The sequence below is a fragment of the Comamonas sp. w2-DMI genome (genome assembly GCF_040187735.1).
GTDB classification, from domain to species: Bacteria; Pseudomonadota; Gammaproteobacteria; order Burkholderiales; family Burkholderiaceae_C; genus Comamonas; species Comamonas terrae.
The window spans coordinates 133070-154319 of sequence record NZ_JBANEL010000007.1 but is presented as its reverse complement, the minus strand read 5'-3'; the positions used below and the strand labels follow the sequence as shown (position 1 = coordinate 154319).

The window sequence follows — 21250 nt, the reverse complement described above, 5'->3', positions numbered from 1 at the left end:
GAGTTCGAGCGCCCAGCTCGGTTCCATTTCTGTTGGCAGATACGCAGACCATGAAGCATATTGGTGAGCGCATACGCGCGCGCCGCCATGCGCTGGCCATGAGCCAGGCGCGGCTGGCCGAGGCGGCGGGCATCACGGCCTCGGCCGTGTCGCAGATCGAATCGGGCGCCATCCGCACGCTCAGGAACGACACCCTGGCGCGTGTGGCGCTGGCGCTGCAGACCACGGCGCTGGAGCTGACGGCAGGGCTGGAGAGCGAGCCGGCGGCCTTGCCCGCAGACGAACTGCGGCTGCTGGAAAGCTACCGCCAGCTCGATGCGCCGCTCAAGGACATTGCGCTCAAGCTCGTCAGGGCCTTGAAGTCCTAGTCACGCCATCAGCTGCAGCAGTCTGTGCAGCGCATGCCGCACGGTGGCTTGCCGTACCTGGGCGCGGTCGCCGTCGAAGCGCAGGCACTCGGCATGCGTTTGCGGACTGTCCCCCTCTAGATGCCAGCCGAACCAGACCGTGCCCACGGGCTTGGCCTCGCTGCCGCCGCCAGGGCCGGCCACACCGGTCACGGCCACGCTGCAGCGTGCGCGCGAATGCGCCACGGCGCCGCTGGCCATGGCACGGGCCACGGGCTCGCTGACGGCGCCGTGCGCGGCGATCAGTGCCTGGGGCAGGCCCAGCATGTCCTGCTTGGCCTCGTTGGAGTAGGTCACGAAGCCGCGGTCGAACCAGTTGCTGGAGCCGGCCAGGTCGGTGCAGGCCGCGGCAATCATGCCGCCTGTGCAGCTTTCGGCCGTGGCCAGCATCCAGCCTTTTTCCATCAGGCGTTCGGCCAGCTGTTCTACCAATTGGGGAGTAGTCGTGGACATGGGTGCAGTTTGCCGGGTCAGTGGGTGAAGTGCTTCCAGAGCGCCATGACCAGCAGGGCGCAGAAGGCGGCCACCAGGTCGTCGAACATGATGCCCCAGCCGCCGCGCGGGCCGAAGCCCTTGAACAGCCGGTCGGCCCATTGGACGGGCTGCGGCTTGACCGCGTCGAAGAAGCGAAACAGCGCAAACGCCGCGCACTGGCCCCAGAAACCCATGGGCATGGTCAGCCACAGTACGATCCAGAAGGCCACGATCTCATCCCACACTACATGGCCGGGGTCGGCCACGCGCATGTGCCGTGCCGTGACCGTGCAGGCCCACCAGCCCACGGGGATGCCGGCGGCGATGAGCCAGCCGATCTGCGCCTTGTCCAGCCACAGTTGCAGCACCAGGTAGGCCACCCAGGCCCATAGCGTGCCCACGGTGCCGGGTGCGATGCGCGGCAGGCCCGAGCCGAAACCGATGGCGATCAGATGGGCCGGGTGGCGCAGCATGAAGGCCACCGAGGGATGCGCGATGGGGGCGTCCTGTGGCGCTTTTATATGGATAGCGTCTGGCGCGGCATGCATGGGCGCTTGCGGCAGGTCTTGCGATAGGTTGTCGGTCATTGCGTCAGGTCAGCAGGTCGGCGACGGGCATGGGCAGCGGCGGCAGGTCCGTCTCGCCCAGCGCCTCGCGCAGATTGATCTCGATCACGTCGGCCATGGCCGCGATCGCCAGGCCGTTGGGGTGCAGGTGGAAGGGCTCTTCGAGTTCCTCGCCCAGCGCGTCGAGCCCGAAGAAGGTATAGGCGATCAGCGTGGTGGCGAACGGCGTGGCCCAGCCCAGCGAATCGACAAAGCCGAAGGGCAGCAGAAAGCAGAACAGATAGGCCGTGCGGTGCATCAGCAGCGTGTAGCCGAAGGGCACGGGCGTGTTGCGGATGCGCTCGCAGGCCGCCAGCACCAGCGACATGCGGCCCACGGTGGCGTCCAGCAGGCTGTATTCGATGTCGCTGATGCGGCCTTGCCGGCGCAGCTGCGCCAGCCGGGCCCCGATGTGGCGCAGCACCAGATCGGGCGCGTTGCGGCTGGCCGGCAATTGCTGCTGCAGCGCGGACGGCAGCCAGGCCGCGGCCTTGCCGCGCGGATTGGCAGAGCGCAGGTGATCGACAAGCAGGTGCGTGAAGCCCACGCCCAGCTGCAGCAGTTCGCGCCGCGGCTGCGCGCCGTCCGGCAGATCTTCCAGCAGCTGGGTCTGGCGGGCGAAGTCGCGCATGGTGTAGAGCAGCTGGCCCCAGTCCTTGCGTGCCTCCCACCAGCGGTCATAGCTGGCGTTGTTGCGAAAACCCAGGAAGATCGACAGCGTGATGCCCAGCAGCGAGAACGGTGCGCTGGGCATGGCCGGCACCGAGCCCGGGTAGGCGCGGTGCAGTGTGATCACGAGGCAGGACAGCGCAAACAGCAGCAGGAGCTGAGGGTAGATCCTCACGATCACCGAGCCCCGCACGATGAGGAACAGGCGCAGCAGGGAGGGTCGGTCGCGGACGATCACTCAGATGCTCCCGAAATGGTCGAACGAGGCGTAGCGCGCGGCCAGCGGCTGTCCGTTGCCGTCCACCACGCGCAGGCCGGGCGCGTCCTCCACCGTGCCGATGCGCGTGACCGGCACGCCGGCATGCCGGGCGGCCTCCTGCACGGCCTCGCGGCGGGATGCCGGTGCCGTAAACGCCAGCTCGTAATCGTCGCCGCCCGCCAGCGTGCACTGGTGCAGGAGATCTGGCGGCAAAGAGCTGTCGGCGCTTGTAAACAGTGCGCGGGCAGCTATCAACTGCGAAGTGGCTTGCGCATCCAGCGTGGCGCCCACGCCGCTGGCCCGCAGGATATGGCCCAGGTCGCCGGTCAGGCCGTCGCTCACGTCCAGTGCGCTGCTGGCAATGCCGCGCAGCGCAAGGCCCAGGGCCACGCGGGGCGTGGGGCGTTCCAGCCGCCGGCGCGCGGCCTGCAGCGCTTCCAGGGGCAGGGCCACATGGCCCAGCATGGCTTCCAGCGCCAGGCGCGCATCGCCCAGCGTGCCGCTGGCATAGATGTCGTCGCCCGGCCGGGCGCCGCTGCGCAGCAGGGCCTGGCCCGCAGGCACTTCGCCGAACACGGTGATGCAGATGTTGAGCGGGCCTTGCGTGGTGTCGCCGCCTATCAGCTCGCAGCCATGCACGTCGGCCAGCGCCAGCAGGCCCTGGGCAAAGCCGCCGACCCAGGCCTCGTCGGCCCTGGGCAGGGCCAGGGCCAGCGTGAAGGCCAGCGGCCTGGCGCCGCAGGCGGCCAGGTCGCTGAGGTTCACTGCCAGCGCCTTGTGGCCCAGCGCGGCGGGGTCGACATCGGCAAAGAAGTGGCGGCCTTCGACCAGCATGTCGCTGGAGATGGCCAGTTGCATGCCGGGCCGGGGCGCGAGCAGCGCGCAATCGTCGCCCACGCCCAGGGCGGCATGGCGCACGGGGCGCTGGAAAAAGCGGCGGATCAGGTCGAATTCACCCACGGTAGGTTCTTTTCAGTCGTGTGAGGGCTGGTGCTGCACCAGGTGGACCAGTGTATGCAGCACGCGGTTGGCCGGCGTGGGAATGCCGTGAGCGGCGCCGCGGCGCACGATGTGGCCGTTGAGGTGGTCGATCTCCGTGCCGCGGCCGCGCATCAGGTCCTGGGCGGTGGACGAGTATTGTGCGGGCATGCTGCGCGCCAGGCCGTGCACGGCCTCGCGTATCTTCGGCTCCGAAAGCACCACGTTCTCGGCGCGCGCCACGGCCAGGCATTCGCCGACCACGTCGTCCATCACCTGCGCCACGCCAGCCTGCTGCACGAGCGGGCCGTAGGGCTGGCGCGCAATGGCCGAGAGCGCGTTGTAGGCGCAGTTGATGACGAGCTTGGTCCAGAGCGCGGCCTCCGCATCGGCCGAAATCTGCGTGGGCACGCCGGACCTGTGGAGCAGGTCGGCCGCTGCCGCGCTGGCCGGCGCCGGTTCCAGCAGCAGCTCGCCGCGCCCATGGTGTCGCACATGGCCGGGGCCCGCCATTTCCACCGCCACATAGACCACGGCGGCGGCCACGGCCTGGCCGGGCAGGGCCGCGCGCAGGCGGCGCGCGTTGTCCACGCCGTTTTGCAGCGTGACGATCAGGGCGTCCGGAGCGAGGTGGGGACGCAGCTGCTCGGCGGCCGCCTCGGTATCGGTGGATTTGACGCTCATCAGCACCAGCTGCGCACCGGCCACGGCAGCCGCGTCGCAGCTGGCTTCGAGGCGTATGCGCTCGTCGAAGCTCTGGGTCTGCAGCCGCAGGCCGTCACGCTGCACGGCCTGCACATGCGCGGGCCGGCCGATGAGCACCACGGAGTGCCCCGCGCGCGCCAGCATGCCGCCGTAGTAGCAGCCCACGGCGCCGGCGCCCATGACGGCAATGCGTGCGGGGGCGGGAAGATCGGTAGGAGAGGAAGTCATATGCAGTAACCGGGCCGGGACTTGCGCAAGTCGTACAGGCTATTGTGCGGCATCCGCTGGCGCCCCGCCGGTGGTGCGGGGCCGGTGCTCCAGTGCCAGCGCATGAAAGGCCTGGGCGGCTGGCGACAGGCTGCGGTGGCGCCTGCGCACCAGATACAGGTCGCGCCGGCGGTGGGCATCGTCCAGCGGCCGGGTCACGAGATCGGGCTGGCCGAAGTGGAACAGGGCCAGTGCCGGCACCACGCTGATGCCCAGGCCCGCGCGCACCATGCCCATCACCGTGGCCAGATGCTCGACTTCGAGCAGGGTGTCGAGCGCGGGCGCAGCGGCCTGGGATTCGAGGTACTGGCGCACGCTGCTGTGGCGCGCCAGCTGGATGAAGGGGTAGGGCTGCAGATCGGCCATGCGCGGCGCCGCCAGCGCGGCCAGCGGATGGCCGGTACGGCACACCAGGTGCAACTGGTCGGCGCAGAACCACTCGGCCTGCAGTTCCTCGGTGTCGGCGCGTATGGCGGCCAGCGCCAGGTCCGCCTGGCCCGATGCCACCTGGGCGATGCAGGGCTCGGACAGCAGGTCCGACACCTGCAGCAGTATGCCCGGATGGCGTGCATGGAACAGCGCCAGCACGGGCGGCAGCCAGGCCGCAGCCAGCGAAGGCAGCAGGGCGATGGACACGCGCCCGCGCTGCAGGGCCGCCGCCTCGCGCAGGCCCTGCACGGCGTCGCCCAGATCGGTGCGTATGCGCTGCGCGGCCTCCAGGAACTGCGCTCCTTCCGGAGTCAGCGCCACATGGCGCGTGCTGCGGTCGAACAGGCGCACCCCCACTCCGTCCTCCAGGCCCTTGATCAAGGCGCTGAAAGCCGGCTGCGACAGATGGCAGCGCCGGGCTGCCAGCGTGAAATTGCTGAGCCGGGCCAAAGCGATGAAGGCGTCGAGCTGCCGCGAAGAAATATTCATCTGGAATTTGGATGAGTCGATCTGAATAATCGATTTCACAGATTAACAGGCGTTGCCTACATTGGCTCCCATGCAGAACCTGGAAAAACCTCCATTGCGGGTGGGATGCGCGGCCGGCTTCTCGGGCGACCGCACCGACGCGGCCGCGCCCGTGGTGCAGGCCCTGGCGGCCAGCGGCCAGCCCGCCTGCCTGATTTTCGAGACCCTGGCCGAGCGCACGCTGGCCCTGGCCCAGCTTGCGCGCCGCGAGCAACCCGATGCCGGCTACGAGCCGCTGCTCGAAGAATTGCTGCAGCCCGTGCTGGCCGACTGCCTGGCGCACGGCATACGCATCGTGAGCAATTTCGGCGCAGCCAACCCGCAGGGGGCGGCGCGCTGCATTGCCGGGCTGGCCAGGCGCCTGGGCCTGCGTGCGCCGCGCATCGCCGTCGTGCATGGCGACGATGTCAGCGGCCCGGCGCACCGCGAGGCGCTGCGGTCCGCGCTGGGCAAGGACTTCCCCGAGGAAGCGCTGGTCAGCGCCAATGCCTATATCGGTGCGAGGGCGATCGCCGAGGCCCTGCAAGCCGGCGCCGAGATCGTGGTGGCCGGGCGCGTGTCCGACCCTTCTCTGACCCTGGGGCCGGCCGTGGCGCATTTCGGCTGGGCCTGGGACGACTGGGACCGTCTGGCGCGCGCAACCATGGCCGGCCATCTGCTCGAATGCGGGGCCCAGGTCACGGGCGGCTATTTCGCCGATCCCGGCTTCAAGGACGTGCAGGGCCTGGCGCGGCTCGGCTATCCCATTGCCATCATCGACAGCTCGGGCGACTGCACCATCACCAAGCCCGAGGGCACGGGTGGCCTGGTCAGCGAGCGCTCGGTCAAGGAACAGCTGCTGTACGAGGTGCACGATCCGGCCGCCTACCTCACGCCCGATGTGGTGGCCGATCTCCGTGACGCCGAGGTGCGCCAGGCGGGGCCCGACGCCGTGCGCCTGAGCGGCGTGCGCGGCCATGCGCACAACGGCCACTACAAGGTCAATGTCTGCCATGCCTCGGGCTGGCTGGCCGAGGGCGAAATCTCCTATGCCGGCCCGCGGGCACTGGAGCGTGCCCGGCTGGCCGGTGACGTGCTGCGCGAACGCCTGGGCGGCGAGGCCGCAGGCGGCCTGCGCCTGGACTGGATAGGCGTGGCCAGCGTGCTGGGCGATGACGCCGGCCGCTGGCGCGAAGCGCTGTCCCCGTCGGTTGGCACGCACCAGGACGTGCGCCTGCGCGCTGCCTGGTTGCGCCCCACCCGGGCCGAGGCGCAGCGCCTGCCGCGCGAGGTCAATGCGCTCTACACCTGCGGGCCGGCCGGCGGCGGCGGGGTGCGCACGGCGCTGCGCGCGCGGCTGGGCACGGTGTCCTGCCTGCTGCCGCAGCACTGCATTGCCACGGGCTGGAACTGGGCCGGGGAGGACACTGCATGAACAGCACGCCACAGACAAGCACGGTGCCGCTGTACCGCCTGGCCCACGGACGCACGGGCGACAAGGGCAACCGCTCCAACATCAGCCTGATCGCCTGGAATGCCGCCTGCTGGCCGGTGCTGGTGGAGCAGGTCACCGAGCAGCGGGTGGCCGCGCATTTCGCGGCGCGGCAGCCTGCGCGCGTGCAGCGCTTCGTGCTGGAACGCCTGCAGGCCATGAACTGGGTGCTGGACGAGATGCTGGACGGCGGCGTCAACGACGCGCTCAACCTCGACAGCCATGGCAAGGCGCTGTCGTACTGGCTGCTGCAGATGCCGGTCGACGTGCCGGCCGCGCTGCTGCCGCATCTGGCGCCTGAATAGCCCCCTCGGACCATTCACCACAACAAAGGAGACAGACATGAACATTTCCCGCCATTTCTCGCGCCGCAACCTGCTGGCGCTGGCCGCCTGCACCGTGGCGGCCACGGCGCCCGCACTGGCGCAGGACTATCCGTCCAAGCCCATCACCTTTGTCGTGCCGTTTGCGGCCGGCAGTGCCACGGACCAGCTGGCGCGGGCACTGGGCCAGGCCGTGAGCACGGCCAGCCGGCAGCCCGTGGTGGTCGAGAACAAGGGCGGCGCCAGCGGCATGATCGCGGCCCAGCAGGTGGCGCGCTCCGCGCCTGACGGCTACACGGTGCTGATCACCACCAACACCACGCATGCGGCCAACCAGCACCTGTACAAGAAGCTGCCGTATGACGCGGTCAGGGATTTCGCGCCCGTGGCCGGCCTGGGCAAGGGCGGCCAGGTGCTGGTGGTGCGCGCCGATGCGCCGTACAAGAGCGTGGCAGACCTGCTGGCCGCGGCGAAGAAGCAGCCCGGCAAGCTGTCGTTCGGCAGCGGCAGCTCGTCGAGCCGCGTGGCTGGCGAAATGCTCAAGCAGTTGGCCGGCGTGGACCTGATGCACGTGCCCTACAAGAGCAATCCGCTGGCCATCACCGATCTGCTGGGCGGCCAGATCGATCTGATGATCACCGACACCTCGACCGGCGTGCCCCAGATCAAGTCCGGCAAGCTGCGCGCGCTGGCCTATTCGACCACCAGGCGCAGCCCGCAGCTGCCCGATGTGCCCACGCTGGAAGAGGCCGGCGTCAAGGGCTATGACATGGGCTACTGGTTTGCCGCCTATGCGCCGGCCGGAACGCCCCAGGCCGTGGTGGCCAAGCTCAACCGCCTGCTGTCCGACGCCGTGCACAGCCCGGGCGCCCAATCCTTCTTCGAGATGTCGGGCTCCGAGGGCTGGAGCGCGTCGCCCCGGGAGCTGGCGGCCTTCCAGGCGGCCGAAACCCGCAAGTGGGGCCAGGTGATCCAGGCGGCGGGCATACAGCCCGAATAGGCTGCTGTCCCGCGCCCGCCTCAGGCCGCCGTGCCGCGAAAGCGCAGCGATGCCTGGCGCGAAACCTCGGCCAGCAACTGCTCCTCGCGCTGGCGGTCGCGCAGCCAGCGCGCGTCGTTGCTGCCGGCCTGCACGTCGCTGCGCAGCGTCTGCAGCACCTTGGCCGCGCCCAGGCGCTCGGCCTGCGGCGCGATGGCATCCATGGTGCGCGCGATGTGCTCGGCCAGCGGCATGTGCTGGCCCGTGGCCGGGTCCACATAGACGGCCTGCAGGCCGAAGCGGCAGGCCTGGAAGCGGTTGTAGGTGTAGACCAGGTAGTCGTCCTCCTGCGGCGTGAAGGGCTCCGTATCCAGGAACCAGGCCGCCAGCGCCTGTACATAGCCGGCCAGGGCCGCGGCGCGCTCGATGGTCAGCGGCGTGTCGAAGACGCGGACCTCGATGGTGCCGAACTCGGGCTTGGGGCGGATGTCCCAATAGAAGTCCTTCATGCTCTTGACCACGCCCGTGGCCGTCATCTTCTCGAAGTACTGCTCGAACTCGGACCAGCGCAGCACGCAGGGCGCGCGGCCCGACAGCGGGAAGGCGAACACCGAATTCAGCCGCGCCGAGTCGAAGGCCGTGTCCTGCGACTGCACGAAGGGGCTGGAAGCCGACAGCGCGATGAAGTGCGGGATGTAGCGCGACATGCGGTGCAGCATGACCAGTGCCGCATCGGCGCTCGGGCAGCCGATGTGCACATGCTGGCCGAAGATGGTGAACTGCTTGCTCAGATAGCCGTACAGCGCCGACAGCTCCTGGAAGCGCGGCTTGTCGTAGATGCGCTGCTGGTGCCACAGCTGGAACGGATGCGTGCCGCCGCCGGCCACGGCGATGTTGAGCTTGTCCGCGCTGCGCACCAGGGCGTCGCGCGTCTGCGCGAGCTGGGCATGGACCTCGGAGGCGCTGTGGCAGACATCGGTCGAGATCTCGATCATGCTGCTGGTCATCTCGGGCACCACGCTGCCGGGCACGGATTCCTTGTGCATCAGGCGCAGCATGTCGGGCGCGTAAGGGGCCAGGTTGTAGTCGTGGCTGCTGAGCAATTGCAGCTCCAGCTCCACACCCAGCGTCAGCGGCGAAGAATCGTGGAATGGCTCAAGCGGCATGGCGGTCCTCCGAGGTGTCGGGCATCAGCGGTGCGGGCGCAGTCTGGCTGGGCGTGCCGGTTTCGTGGCGTATCTCGCGCCAGCCGGCGCCTTCGCCGGCGCGGTGCAGCGCCCAGGTGGCAACGGCCGATCCGGCCAGCTCCAGCAGCAGGATGACGGGCAGGGCAATGCCCGCGATCAGGGGGCCGGCTTGGGGCATGGCCAGCACATACTGCGAGGTGATCAGCAGGGCCACGGCCGACATGGGCGTCATCGCGCAGGCTACCCAGATCGACTGGCGCCAGCTCGTGCCCGAGCCCAGGTTGCCCAGCGTCACGCCCACGGTCTTGGCCAGCAGGCGCGCGCCCACCAGGGCCAGCACGGCCAGCACCACGGTGCCGCCCCAGGATGCCGTGGCTGCCACGCCCGAGACCAGCACGAACATCAGCATGGTCAGCAGCGTCGAGGCCGTGCCCATCTGGCGCGGCCAGGCCCAGGGGCGCGGGTGCAGGTGCTTGAGCAGCAGCCCGCCGAGCAGGGCGGACAGCGGGGCAGAGCCGCCGAGGTGGGACGAGACGGCCGTGGTGGCCGCGATCAGCGCCAGCATCAGAATGGACGTGTTCTCGCTGGTCGGGCTCATGATGCGCAGCGACAGGCGCATCAGCAGGCCCAGCAGCACGGCCATGGCCGCGGAGACGCCGAGCACCACCATGATCGAGGCCAGCGTGCCCAGCAGCGATGCCTCGGGCCGCGCCACCGATTGCGCCTGTGCGCTGCCCAGCGTCAGCATGTACAGCGTGGACAGGGTGGCCAGCACCATGGCCCGGTCGGTCACGGGGCCGGCCGCATGCATGTCCTCGGCCACGCGGCGCAGCAGCACGGGCGAGGAGGCCATGGCGATGATGGCCAGGGGGGCAGCGATCTTGGCATCCAGCTGGATCAGGCGCAGCAGCAGATAGACCGCCGTGAAGCTGAGCGCGGACTCCAGAATGCTCTGCACCAGCACCATGGGGTTGTGGCGGAACCAGCGCAGCGTGATGCGGCCGCCGCATTCGAACAGCACCACCGAGGCGCCCAGCTCCACGAGGAACAGCACGGCGCCCTGCAGCGGCCATTGCACGCCCGAAAAGCCCAGGAAGCCGGCCAGCGCGCCCACGAGCGAATAGCCGACGACCTTGGGCATGCCCATGTGCCGCTGGCACAGATAGCCCGCGATCGAGGCCAGTGCCAGCAAGATGGCCCAGTGCACGGCTGCGAGCCCCGCCGAGGGGCGCAGCCACTGTGACCAGAGATTCAGGATGTCGTTCATAGGCTCTCCTTTGCTCTGTCGTGGCGCGGCGGCGCGCAGGCGCTCCGCCGCAAAGATTGCCCCGTCCCTGGCAACGCCTGGCGTTTGCCGTGCAGATCCCGCTGAGGGCGGGCCCGGCGGAAGGCCTGGGATCGGGGCCAGGGGGCGGAGGCAAGTACCGCTCCCGGATCGTGAAGTCTGGCTGTGTGGCGCAGGCCCTATGGCCAGAAGAAACTCAGTGGCGAACGCCACATGCGCCGTCGGATGGCCGCATAAATGCGCGACCGGTCCACGCCGCTGACGTTGTGCGCGCGCAGCGCCACGCGGAATGCGAGGTAGAAGCTCACGCCAACATTCAGTGCTGCGTTAAAGGGTAGCATGGCCACGGCCCACCAGAAAATGTGGGTATGCAGCGCCTCCCAGCCCAGCGTGGCCGCGGCCACGCCGATCTGCCCGGTGGACAGCGTGACGTGGCGCACCTCCAGGCCGAGGCCGAAAAAGCCGGCGAATGCGGGCACCAGCCCCAGCATCAGGCCCAGGGAGATATTGGAGGCCAGGCCCGAGATGTTCTTGCGCAGGAACAGCGCCCAGCGGTTGGCGCGCGTGCTACCCAGGGCGCGCGTGATGGCGGGGTTGAAGCGGATCACGGAATCGATGCGCCGCAGCACGAACCAGTTTTCCACGCCGCCGGCGATCAGGCTGCTGACGAACAGCAGCACGCCCGTGAAGGCCGCAAACAGCACCGAGGGACCGAGCAGGCTTAGCGAGCTGAGCACGCCCACGGCATGGGGCCCGTCCAGCGGCGCATGGCCGGCGAGCCGGGCAAAGCCCAGCGACAGCAGCAGGGCGGCCGGGCCCACCACCAGCACGTTGCCGAAGATGGCCGCCACCTGCGAGCGCACGAGGTGGGCCACCTCGTCCACGAACGCGGTGATCGATTCCTCGTTCTGCAGGTCCTTGAGCTTGGCCGCCATGGCGGGCGCCGTCATGGCCGGCTGCTTGGTGGCCACCGTGAAGTGCAGCATCTGGATCAGCACGAAGCTGATGGCGTAGTTCAGGCCCGCCGCCAAGCCCGACCAGAACACCGACAGGCCCAGCGCATACAGCGCGAACTTGGCCAGCGTGGTGAAGGCCATCACCAGGCCGCCGCCTGCTGCCTTGGCCAGCATGCGGCGGTATTCGGAGCCGTCGCGCGTGATGTAGTGTTCGCCGGTCTCGGCGCTGCGCTCGGCCACCTTGGCGGCCAGCAGCGAGGTATTGGTGGACAGCAGGGCGCGCACGCTGCGCCGCTCTATGCCCACGGAGACCAGGTTGGCCAGCAGCTCCGAAGTCTCGTAGGCGCGGTTGGCGGCCAGCAGGCAGTCGAGCAGGCGGCGCACGCGCAGAATGCGCGCGCGCAGCTGGCGCAGGCGGAACACCAGACCCACGGAAATGCCCTCGGCCTCGAAGTAGGAATAGACCGAGGCCACGGCAGCGCGGCACGCATCCAGCCGCTCGCGCAGCCGGGCCGCGGCGGCGTCGCGCCGGTCGTTGGTGCGCAGCGGCAGCAGCACCTCCACGCGCAAATTCTCCACATCGTGGATCAGCGCATGGAAGGGCTTTTCCTCGCGGTCCTTCTCGCTCATGCGCAGGCGCAGCTCGGGCGCAAAGCCGCTGGACAGGATCTGCCCTGCGCAATAGGTGATGGCATCCAGCAGGCTGGTTTCCCAGAAGCTGACGGTGTTTTCCTCATGGGGCGCGATCAGCGCGGCGATGCGCTGCATCAGCTCGGCGTCCACGGCATGCAGCCAGCGCGCGTCGAATTCATCGGGCAGGGCGAGCATGAAGAGTTCCGAGGCGTCCACCGTCTCGGGCGTGCTGGGCAGCAGCTTGTAGCGCATGCGCTCGGCCACCTCGCTCATCATGGCCGTGCGCGGCGCAAAACCGAAGTCGGCCAGCAGCGCCGTGATGTCCACCGTGGAGATCAGCTTGAGCCACCAGGCCTGCAGCCGTGCGCGCGCCTCGGGGCGCGCCTCGAAGGCCTCGACCACGGTGCGCACGCGCTCCACGGCCAGGTCGGTCGACGGCTTGGGCGCGCGTATCCATTCGAACAGGTGGATAAGCCACAGATGCCGCTGGGCCAGGTCCGCTTCGGGGTTGAGCTGGGCGATCAGGCCTTCCAGGTCGAGAGTGGTTCGCTTCATGCGCGGTGAGTAAGGAGTGCGCCGTGGCGGCCGCCGGAAAAGGAAAAGATCGGGTGGGAGGCGGTGCTCATCAATGCAGCACGCGCTTTTCGGGTGTGGGCATGAGGTCGCAGGAGCCGTCCATCTGCAGCACGAACAGCGGAATCTCGCAGCTGAAGGTTTCACCTTCATGATTCACGCACAGGTACGTGCCCTGCATGGTGCCCGTGGGCGTGCGCAGCTGGCAGCCGCTGGTGTACTCAAACGATTCGCCCGGCTGCAGCAGCGGCTGGCGCCCCACCACGCCCAGGCCCTTGACCTCTTCCACATGGCCCAGTTCGTTGGTGATGATCCAGTGCCGCGCGATCAGCTGCGCAGGCACGTCCCCCGCATTGGTGACGGTGATGGTGTAGGAAAACACATAGACGCCAGCGGCCGGCGCCGATTGCTCGGGCAGGTAGGCGGGCTGGACTTGGACCAGAAACTCGTTCATCGGCATGGTGCAATGGTAACTGCGACAATCCTGCCCCATGAGCCCCACCTACCGTATTGCCCCCTCCATCCTGTCAGCCGACTTCGCCCGTTTGGGTGAAGAGGTGCGCAATGTCATCGCCGCCGGCGCCGACTGGATCCACTTCGACGTGATGGACAACCACTACGTGCCGAACCTGACCTTCGGCCCCATGGTCTGCCAGGCCCTGAAGCCCCATGCCGTGACGCCCGACGGCCGGCCCGTGCCCATCGACGTGCATCTGATGATCCAGCCTGTGGACGAACTGGCCACGGCATTCGCCAAGGCGGGGGCCGACTACATCAGCTTCCACCCCGATGCCTCGGCCCACGTGCACCGCAGCATCCAGAACATCAAGGCCCACGGCTGCAAGGCCGGCCTGACCTTCAATCCCGCCATGCCGCTGGACGTGCTGGACTGGGTGATCGAGGACCTCGACCTGATCCTGCTGATGAGCGTGAACCCGGGCTTCGGCGGCCAGAGCTTCATCGACAGCACGCTGCGCAAGATCGAGGCCGTGCGCAAGCGCATCGAGGCCTGCGGCAAGGACATCCGCCTGGAAGTGGACGGCGGCATCAAGGAGAGCAATATCCGCGCCGTGGCCGATGCCGGCGCCGACACCTTCGTGGCCGGCAGCGCCATCTTCGGCAGGCCCGACTACAAGGCCGTGATCAACGCCATGCGCGCCAACCTGGCCGGTTGACCGGGCCTTGCGCGCGGGAGCCTGCAGGCCAGGAGCTTGCAGGATTCCTGGTTTTTTTGGTATTTGGCGCTCTGCCATCAAGCGCTGATAGCTATTGAATTGATAGTCATGCAACTGAACCTGCCCGCTTCCAGCCAGGCTCTGGAACTCGACGCCGTGATGGTGGACCTGGACGGCACCATGGTGAACACGCTGGGCGATTTCGCCGAGGCGCTCAACCGCATGCTGGCCGACCTGCAGCTGCCGCCGATCGCACCACAGGCCATCGAACACATGGTGGGCAAGGGCTCAGAACACCTGATCCGCTCCGTGCTCGCGCATGTGGGCGCCCAGGACGTGGAAGGTGCGTATCCGCGGGCCTGGCAGCGCTACGAGCACCACTACCTGGCCATCAACGGCCAATTCGCAGACGTTTACCCGGGCGTGCGCGAAGGCCTGGAGGCGCTCAAGGCACGCGGGCTGCGCCTGGCCTGCCTGACCAACAAGCCGCTGTCCTTCACCCGGCCGCTGCTGGCGGCCAAGGGCCTGGACGGTTTCTTCGATCAGGTGTTCGGCGGCGACTCCTTCGAGCGCAAGAAGCCCGATCCCATGCCTTTGCTCAAGACCTGCGAGGCCCTGGGCAGCCAGCCGGCACGTACGCTGATGGTCGGGGATTCGAGCAACGATGCCCAGGCCGCCCAGGCCGCAGGCTGCCCCGTGGTGCTCATGACCTACGGCTACAACCATGGCCAGCCCATCACGGCCGTGGCGGCGCAGGCGCATCTGGACAGCCTGGCGCAGCTTGCGGGGTGATAGGGATTTTTGTCCGCATTTCTGGCAGGAAAAGGTGCGGATAGGCCTGTTTGCTAGAGTCGTCGGCTTTGTGTCGTCAGCGCCGGACCCGGGTCCGGCGTGGAACAAAGGAGGACTCACGCGACATGCACGGACTGCACCTGACCGCCGATCTTTACCAATGCTCGGGCCACGAGCGCTACATGCTCGATGCCGACGCCATCGCCCGGCTGTGCCGCGAGCAGACACAGGCCTCGGGCCTGACCTTGGTGGATGACAAGTGGGTCAAGTTCCCGCCCTATGACGGGCAGCCCGGAGGCGTGACCGGCACGGTGCTGCTGGCCGAGTCGCATCTGGCCATCCATACCTGGCCCGAGACCGGCAGCGTCACCATCGACGTCTATGTGTGCAACTTCTCGGCCGACAACTCCAGCAAGGCCCGGGCCCTGATGGAGGGCGTGATTGCCGCCTACGCGCCGGCCCGCGCGGTGCGCCAGCAGCTGATGCGCGGCGATATCGGCCTGGCGGCGGCCCGCCCGCCTGAAGTGGCGGCCTGCGTGCCCGCTGCCGCGGCAGATGCTGCGCCGCAATGGGCCATGGAGCAGCTGGCGCCGCATGCGCGCTTCGGCTACGAGGCCGTGCCCTGCGAAACCCGGCAGACGGCCTACCAGCAGCTGGAGCTGCTGCACACGCCGCAGTTCGGCAAGGTGCTGCGCCTGGACCGGCGCTTCATGACCTCGGAAGGCGAGGAGTTCTTCTATCACGAGGCGCTGGTGCACCCGGCCGCCACGGCGCATGCCGCGCCGCGCAAGGCGTTGATCCTCGGCGGCGGCGACGGCGGTGCGGCCGAGGAGCTGCTCAAGCACGGGCTGGAGCGGGTGGTGCTTGCCGAGCTCGACGAGGCCGTGGTGCAGTGCGCGCGCCAGCACCTGCAGGCCGTGCACCGCGGCGCCCTCGACGATGCACGCGTGCAGATCTGCATCGGCGACGGCATGGCCCTGGTCGACCGTACCGAGGAGCGCTTCGACCTGGTGCTCATGGACCTGACCGATCCCGATACGCCGGCCGAAAGCCTTTATGCGCCGGCCGCGCTGCAGCGCATGAAGCGTGTGCTGGAGCCGGATGGCGCGCTGGTGCTGCACCTGGGCAGCCCGGTATTCCACGGCCCGCAGGTGGCCGCTCTGACGCGCCGCCTGCGCGCGCAGTTTGCGGTGGTGCGCTGCTACGGCCTGTACATCCCCTTGTACGGGGCCTACTGGGGGCTGGCCGTGGCTTCGGACAGCCTGGACCCCACGGCGCTGACGGCGCAGCAGGTGGCCGAGCGGCTCCAGCAGCGCCGGGTGGGCGATCTGCGGTACTACAACGCGCAAGTGCATGGCGCGCTGTTCGCCCTGCCCGGCTATTACCGCGATCTGCTGAACGCGGAGTGATCCGCAGCGGCCTGCGCTGCCGTGTCAGGAGGCCTCGCCGAGCAATGCCTTCTTGAGCTGCTCGTCGGCCGGATGCGGGCCCAGCCAGATGCCCAGCAGGGCCTGGAAGAACTCCGGCTCCTTGAACGGCTCGCCCTGAGGCTGGCCCTTGACGGTGACCTGCGTGCCGTGGCCGGGAATCCAGTCGACGGTGAAGGTCTCGCCGGCCAGCAGCTTCTTGTGGTCGGTGAAGATCTGGCTCATGCGCAGCACGCCCGGCACCAGCTTGGAAAAGGCCGCGCGCTCCATGTTGTCCTCCATGCCGCGCGAAAACAGCTTGCCCAGTTCGGACGAGTCGATGTCACGCAGCATGGTCACGCTCATGCGCTTGGGGCCGGGCAGGGCTGCGATCTCCTGCAGGCTGCGGGCCGGCTTTTCCAGGTACAGGCCGGCGGTATAGACCTTGAAGACAGCCTTGTAGCGGGTGCCCGCGCCGTTGAGCCGCAGCTTCTGGCCGCCGACCTCGGCGTGCGGCTCGTAGCGCACGCCATGCAGCGTCTGCACGGCCGCGTTGGCGTTGTCGGCGGCCCGGACCATGGCCGGTGCCGCGGCGGCCAGGAGCCCGGCCAGCGTGGCGGCCGCCCAGGCAGCGCGGCAGGGGGTGGGGATGGGCATGCTGTCTCCTCCATTCTTGTGCCGGACCTGCGCCGCATCCGGTGCGTGACCGGTGAAACTGTTTTGCGCAGGCCGTGGCTGTTTTGCGTGCGGCGCATGATGGCGTCGGGGCCGGCACGCAGCAATACGGGTTGTTCCGGGGAGCGGGGCTGCGGGTCTTTGGGTGGTGCCACAGGGATGCGCTACACTTGCGCGCATCATGTTCATTCACCGTACGTTCATTACAGGTTGTGGAGACCGGGGAGCCTGGCCCTGGCGCAAGCCTGCCCACATGAACCGCTGAACGCACTCCGGCACGAGCCCGGCGTGCACCCGAGGCCCGTCCCGGGCCAATTGGAATGAACCGGCGCATTACCAGCACAGCAAGCGTCACCTGCGTTTTCCGAAGGCATTCGTGCAGGTGAGTGATGCGCCATGTATCCCGGAGCTGTCCCGTGATCACGGAACTGGAATTCAAATCTCTCGCGGCCCAAGGCTATAACCGCATCCCGCTGCTGATCGAGGCCTTTGCGGACCTCGAAACACCGCTTTCCCTCTACCTCAAGCTTGCCCATGCCAACGGCGACGGCAAGTACAGCTTCCTGCTGGAATCCGTCGTGGGCGGCGAGCGCTTCGGCCGCTACAGCTTCATCGGCCTGCCGGCGCGCAGCTTCGTGCGTGCCAGCGGCTTCGGCGACGAGGCCCGCACCGAGGTCGTGACCGACGGCCAGGTGGTGGAGACGGCCGGCGGCAACCCGCTGGACTTCATCGCCGCCTACCAGAAGCGCTTCAAGGTCGCGCTCACGCCCGGGCTGCCGCGCTTTTGCGGCGGCCTGGCCGGCTACTTCGGCTATGACGCGGTGCGCTACATCGAGAAGAAGCTCGAGAAGTCCTGCCCGCCGGACTCGCTGGGCACGCCGGACATCATGCTGCTGCAGTGCGAGGAGGTGGCCGTCATCGACAACCTGTCGGGCAAGCTCTACCTCATCGTCTACGCCAACCCCGGCGAGCCCGAGGCCTATACGCGCGCCAAGAAGCGGCTGCGCCAGCTCAAGGACCAGCTGCGCTATTCGGTGAGCGCGCCGCAGATCCGCGCCGGCGAAAGCCATCCGGCCCAGCGCAGCTTCGACAAGCAGGACTATCTGGCCGCCGTGCAGCAGGCCAAGGAGCTGATCGCCGCGGGCGACTTCATGCAGGTGCAGGTGGGCCAGCGCATCCACAAGCGCTTCACGGCCTCGCCGCTGTCGCTGTACCGCGCGCTGCGTTCGCTCAACCCCAGCCCCTACATGTACTTCTACCACCTGGGCGACTTCCATGTGGTGGGCGCCAGCCCCGAGATCCTGGTGCGCCAGGAAAACACGCCCGAGGGGCGGAAGATCACCATCCGCCCGCTGGCCGGAACGCGGGCGCGCGGCGCCACTCCCGAGGCCGACAAGGCCACCGAGCAGGAACTGGTGGCCGACCCCAAGGAGCGCGCCGAGCACGTGATGCTGATCGACCTGGCGCGCAACGACATCGGCCGCATCGCGAAGACCGGAACGGTCAAGGTGACCGAGGCCTTCGCCGTGGAGCGCTACAGCCACGTCATGCACATCGTGAGCAACGTGGAAGGCATTCTGCAGGACGGCATGGACAGCATGGACGTGTTCAAGGCCACCTTCCCCGCGGGCACGTTGACCGGTGCGCCCAAGGTGCATGCCATGGAAATCATCGACCGGCTCGAGCCCACCAAGCGCGGCATCTACGGCGGCGCCTGCGGGTATCTGAGCTTCGCGGGCGACATGGATCTGGCGATTGCCATCCGCACCGGCGTGATCAAGGACGGCACGCTCTACGTGCAGGCCTCGGCCGGTGTGGTGGCCGACTCCGTGCCGGAGCTGGAATGGAAGGAAACCGAGCACAAGGCCCGCGCCCTGCTGCGCGCCGCGGAACTGGTGGAAGAGGGATTGGAATGAGCAAGGCTATCGATCTGGTGCAGCGCTGCACCACCATGGAAGATGTGCGCCGCCAAGTGAACGCGCTGGACGACGTGCTGGTGCCGCTGCTGGTCACGCGCATCGGCTACATGACGCAGGCCGCGCGCATCAAGGGCGATGTGAACCAGGTGCGCGACGAGGCGCGCATCGAGGCCATCGTGCAGCGCGTGCGCGAGCGCACCGAGCAGGAGGGCGGCCAGCCCGATGTGATGGAGGCCGTCTACCGCCAGCTGATGGAGGCCTGCATCGCCTACGAGCACCGCGAATTTGTCCGCCTGCGCGCAGGTTCGCGCGGGCCGGGCTCCGATCAACTCGCCGGAGAGCAAGCATGAAGCTCCTGATGATCGATAACTACGATTGAGGTCTACTGGCGTCTATCAACCTCCATGGAACAACTCTAAGTCTATGTTTTTAAAGGGTTGATCGTCCATCGAGCGATTCTGAAAGCTGGACAAATCCAGTGCTCATGTGTGTAATGGAGTGTGTAACGGGCCAAACTGGAGGCGTTATACACATGGCACTCACAGCACTCAATCTTCTCTCGGCGCGCAAAGTGGAAACGGCGCAGCCCAGGCCCAAGGTGTACCAACTCCGGGACGGAGGCAGCCTCTTTTTGCGCGTTCAGCCCAACGGCTCCAAGCTCTGGTGGTACCGCTACCGGCTGGGCGGCGCTGAACAGGTGTACTCAATCGGGGTGTACCCAAAGGTCACGCTGGAGGCAGCCCGTGCGGAACGGGACCGGGCAAAGGCGTTGGTCAAGAAGGGCCTCGACCCCATCGTGGAGAAAAAGGCGGCGATCGCCCTCCAGGCCGACACATACGAACGCACGTTCGAGACCGTTGCTCGGGAGTGGATCGTCAGCAATGCTCACTGGAGCGAGTACTACACCAACCAGGTCACCAGCTACCTTGAGAAGGATGTTTTCCCCCGGATTGGCAAGTTGCCGATCAGCAGCATCAGGGCTCCACATCTGCGCCCCATCATCAAGGATGTGGCGGCTCGTGGCGCGAAGACTGTGGCGATCCTCATCCGCCAGTGGTGTGGGCAAATCTTCAGTTATGCGGCTGCCCAAGGTCTCTGCGAATACGATCCTGCCGCCTTGCTCAAGGGACTGGTCAAGCGCCCTCAGGTCCGCCACAACCCTCCGTTGACATGGGCAGAGATCCCGGACTTTCTCAATCGTGTGGACAACGAAGGGGGTTACCAGACGACAGTCCTCGCCCTCAAGCTGATGGCTTTGACCTACGTGCGCACCGTAGAACTGCGCAAGGCCTCCTGGGAAGAGTTCGACCTGGACAACGCCATGTGGTCGATTCCGTCCGAGCGCATGAAGATGCGACGCCCCCATCTGGTTCCCCTGTCACGGCAGGCGGTGGCCGCTCTTAGGGAACTACATGCTCTAACTGGCGGCGGCAAAGTATTGTTCCCGAGCTACAGAAAGCCGGGACAAGTGATGTCGGCAACGACGCTCAATCAAGCACTCAAGCGCATGGGTTATGGCGGACGGTTTTCGTCCCATGGCTTCCGCTCGACCGCAACGACGATCCTTGGACTGTTGGGATATCCGGAGAAGCGGGTCGATCTTCAACTCGCTCATTCCAAAAAGAGCAAGGACTCATCGCGCGCGCCCTACGATCACACGAAGTTTGTGGAGTCCCGCAAGGTAATCATGCAGGACTGGGCTGACATCCTTGACTCATTGCAGGCAGGGAAACCCGTTGAAGGGGTCACGAAGGCGTTTGGCCCCATGTCGAAGCGTAGAACGGCGCTGCTCCGTGTCATAGAGCGCGAGTGATGTCTGCTGCTTGGCGAGTGGAATGCCTAATGCACGTGTAGCACCTTGAACTGAAGACGCAGAACGAGGACATTGGCACTCGACTAGGTTGGAGCATTCTTGGCGACCTGCAGTGCTCTGCGCTCGAACCGCTCTGAAACAACGTCGGCTTGTCCGCAGGGCCGCTGCAGGTGGGTCACGATCTCGTAGGGTCCGTCAGACAGCGGCCGTGTGTGAATGCCCCATCCCTGCGCATGCTCAATGCGCGATTGCGCGGATACCCCGACGCCGTAGCCGGCAGCGACCCATAGCGCGATCATCTCGAAGGAAGAGACACGCTGAATGTTCTGTTGACTCACCGCGGGAAGAGAAGGCAGCCGCTGATCCAGCAAAGGGCAATTCTCTGCAGGCCAGCGAAAGACGGAGTAGTCCAACAGTTCGGCGATCGTGAGCTTCGCCTGGTCAAGTAAGGGAAAGCGCAACGGCATGGCGACGGCCATGTTCTCGGTCCATAGAGGTTGGCTTTTCAGCGACGGATCGCTCGATCCTTCAAGCGTCATGCCCGCGTCGTAGCGGCCTTCCCGAAGTCCCGCAATCAAATCATCGGCTGTGACCTCATGAAACGAAATGGTGACTTCCGGCTCTTCCGCACGCTGCAACGCAAGCAATGCCGAAAGATGCGATGACGGTACGCCAGGCGCTATGGCAAGCCTGAAATTGGAAAAGGAAAACTGGCTGGTGGCGTCGTGCATGAGAGCCCCCA

The 21250-nt window shown here is 67.4% G+C and carries 22 protein-coding genes; 10 read left to right on the top strand and 12 right to left on the bottom strand.

From position 1 onward, the window contains the following. Window positions 1–50: 50 nt before the first annotated feature. A complete protein-coding gene (locus V8Z74_RS09900) occupies window positions 51–368 on the top strand; it encodes a helix-turn-helix domain-containing protein (RefSeq protein WP_349709050.1) in 318 nt (105 codons plus the stop codon). On the opposite strand, the gene V8Z74_RS09895 is transcribed toward V8Z74_RS09900, so the two are convergent. From V8Z74_RS09895 to V8Z74_RS09870, 6 genes are all read right to left on the bottom strand, one after another. Further along, window positions 369–860 carry a CinA family protein gene (locus V8Z74_RS09895; RefSeq protein WP_349709048.1) on the bottom strand — a complete coding sequence of 164 codons (492 nt, stop codon included), beginning with the start codon at window positions 858–860 and terminating at the stop codon, window positions 369–371. Window positions 861–877: 17 nt separating this feature from the next. After that, a complete protein-coding gene (locus tag V8Z74_RS09890) occupies window positions 878–1354 on the bottom strand; it encodes a phosphatidylglycerophosphatase A family protein (RefSeq protein WP_502879504.1) in 477 nt (158 codons plus the stop codon). Between the two features lie 118 nt (window positions 1355–1472). Then, a complete protein-coding gene (locus V8Z74_RS09885; RefSeq protein WP_349709045.1) occupies window positions 1473–2393 on the bottom strand; it encodes a bestrophin family protein in 921 nt (306 codons plus the stop codon). Continuing rightward, window positions 2394–3374 carry a thiamine-phosphate kinase gene (gene thiL, locus V8Z74_RS09880; protein WP_349709043.1) on the bottom strand — a complete coding sequence of 327 codons (981 nt, stop codon included), beginning with the start codon at window positions 3372–3374 and terminating at the stop codon, window positions 2394–2396. Between the two features lie 12 nt (window positions 3375–3386). After that, entirely contained in the window at window positions 3387–4325 is a 939-nt protein-coding gene (locus V8Z74_RS09875; RefSeq protein WP_349709042.1) for a ketopantoate reductase family protein, read from the bottom strand. A gap of 39 nt (window positions 4326–4364) precedes the next feature. Beyond that, window positions 4365–5282, bottom strand: a complete 918-nt coding sequence (locus V8Z74_RS09870; RefSeq protein ID WP_349709041.1) for a LysR family transcriptional regulator — start codon at window positions 5280–5282, stop codon at window positions 4365–4367. A gap of 70 nt (window positions 5283–5352) precedes the next feature. Between V8Z74_RS09870 and V8Z74_RS09865 the strand changes: the two genes are divergently transcribed. The 3 genes from V8Z74_RS09865 to V8Z74_RS09855 are packed head-to-tail and all read left to right on the top strand — an operon-like array spanning window position 5353 to window position 8115. Continuing rightward, window positions 5353–6735, top strand: a complete 1383-nt coding sequence (locus V8Z74_RS09865; protein ID WP_349709040.1) for an acyclic terpene utilization AtuA family protein — start codon at window positions 5353–5355, stop codon at window positions 6733–6735. Next, the gene (locus V8Z74_RS09860) at window positions 6732–7097 is read left to right on the top strand and encodes an AtuA-related protein (protein ID WP_349709039.1); all 366 of its coding nucleotides are present in this window, start codon (window positions 6732–6734) and stop codon (window positions 7095–7097) included. Before V8Z74_RS09865 ends, V8Z74_RS09860 begins: the two co-directional genes overlap by 4 nt. A 37-nt stretch (window positions 7098–7134) precedes the next feature. Then, entirely contained in the window at window positions 7135–8115 is a 981-nt protein-coding gene (locus tag V8Z74_RS09855) for a Bug family tripartite tricarboxylate transporter substrate binding protein (protein WP_349709037.1), read from the top strand. A gap of 20 nt (window positions 8116–8135) precedes the next feature. On the opposite strand, the gene V8Z74_RS09850 is transcribed toward V8Z74_RS09855, so the two are convergent. From V8Z74_RS09850 to apaG, 4 genes are all read right to left on the bottom strand, one after another. Next, the gene (locus tag V8Z74_RS09850) at window positions 8136–9260 is read right to left on the bottom strand and encodes a YbdK family carboxylate-amine ligase (RefSeq protein ID WP_066475563.1); all 1125 of its coding nucleotides are present in this window, start codon (window positions 9258–9260) and stop codon (window positions 8136–8138) included. After that, complete coding sequence (locus tag V8Z74_RS09845) at window positions 9250–10548, bottom strand: cation:proton antiporter (protein ID WP_066475564.1); 1299 nt, start codon at window positions 10546–10548, stop codon at window positions 9250–9252. Before V8Z74_RS09845 ends, V8Z74_RS09850 begins: the two co-directional genes overlap by 11 nt. Before the next feature lie 197 nt (window positions 10549–10745). Beyond that, a complete protein-coding gene (gene tlpB / locus V8Z74_RS09840; RefSeq protein WP_066475566.1) occupies window positions 10746–12710 on the bottom strand; it encodes a transporter-like protein TlpB in 1965 nt (654 codons plus the stop codon). A 70-nt stretch (window positions 12711–12780) separates the two neighbouring features. Next, window positions 12781–13188 carry a Co2+/Mg2+ efflux facilitator ApaG/CorD gene (gene apaG, locus V8Z74_RS09835; protein ID WP_349709035.1) on the bottom strand — a complete coding sequence of 136 codons (408 nt, stop codon included), beginning with the start codon at window positions 13186–13188 and terminating at the stop codon, window positions 12781–12783. A gap of 31 nt (window positions 13189–13219) precedes the next feature. Between apaG and rpe the strand changes: the two genes are divergently transcribed. From rpe to speE, 3 genes are all read left to right on the top strand, one after another. After that, window positions 13220–13903 (top strand): ribulose-phosphate 3-epimerase, encoded by a 684-nt coding sequence (rpe, locus tag V8Z74_RS09830; RefSeq protein WP_066475571.1) that lies wholly within the window; start codon window positions 13220–13222, stop codon window positions 13901–13903. 108 nt (window positions 13904–14011) lie between these two features. Then, window positions 14012–14695, top strand: a complete 684-nt coding sequence (locus tag V8Z74_RS09825; protein ID WP_066475572.1) for a phosphoglycolate phosphatase — start codon at window positions 14012–14014, stop codon at window positions 14693–14695. A 125-nt stretch (window positions 14696–14820) separates the two neighbouring features. Then, window positions 14821–16104: a polyamine aminopropyltransferase gene (gene speE, locus V8Z74_RS09820; protein ID WP_349709034.1), complete on the top strand. Its 1284-nt coding sequence runs from the start codon at window positions 14821–14823 to the stop codon at window positions 16102–16104. A gap of 24 nt (window positions 16105–16128) precedes the next feature. Here speE and V8Z74_RS09815 read toward each other — a convergent pair whose 3' ends face one another. Further along, window positions 16129–16758, bottom strand: coding sequence for a chalcone isomerase family protein (locus tag V8Z74_RS09815; RefSeq protein WP_502879498.1), 630 nt, complete (start codon window positions 16756–16758; stop codon window positions 16129–16131). Window positions 16759–17192: 434 nt separating this feature from the next. On the opposite strand from V8Z74_RS09815, the gene trpE reads away from it, so the two are divergent. The 3 genes from trpE (at window position 17193) to V8Z74_RS09800 (ending at window position 20508) form a co-directional block, all read left to right on the top strand. Then, a complete protein-coding gene (gene trpE / locus V8Z74_RS09810; RefSeq protein ID WP_349709033.1) occupies window positions 17193–18692 on the top strand; it encodes an anthranilate synthase component I in 1500 nt (499 codons plus the stop codon). Beyond that, window positions 18689–19045 (top strand): chorismate mutase, encoded by a 357-nt coding sequence (locus V8Z74_RS09805; RefSeq protein WP_066475577.1) that lies wholly within the window; start codon window positions 18689–18691, stop codon window positions 19043–19045. Before trpE ends, V8Z74_RS09805 begins: the two co-directional genes overlap by 4 nt. Before the next feature lie 182 nt (window positions 19046–19227). Then, a complete protein-coding gene (locus V8Z74_RS09800; protein WP_003060765.1) occupies window positions 19228–20508 on the top strand; it encodes a tyrosine-type recombinase/integrase in 1281 nt (426 codons plus the stop codon). 83 nt (window positions 20509–20591) lie between these two features. On the opposite strand, the gene V8Z74_RS09795 is transcribed toward V8Z74_RS09800, so the two are convergent. After that, complete coding sequence (locus tag V8Z74_RS09795; protein ID WP_020307796.1) at window positions 20592–21239, bottom strand: substrate-binding domain-containing protein; 648 nt, start codon at window positions 21237–21239, stop codon at window positions 20592–20594. Window positions 21240–21250 lie beyond the last annotated feature (11 nt).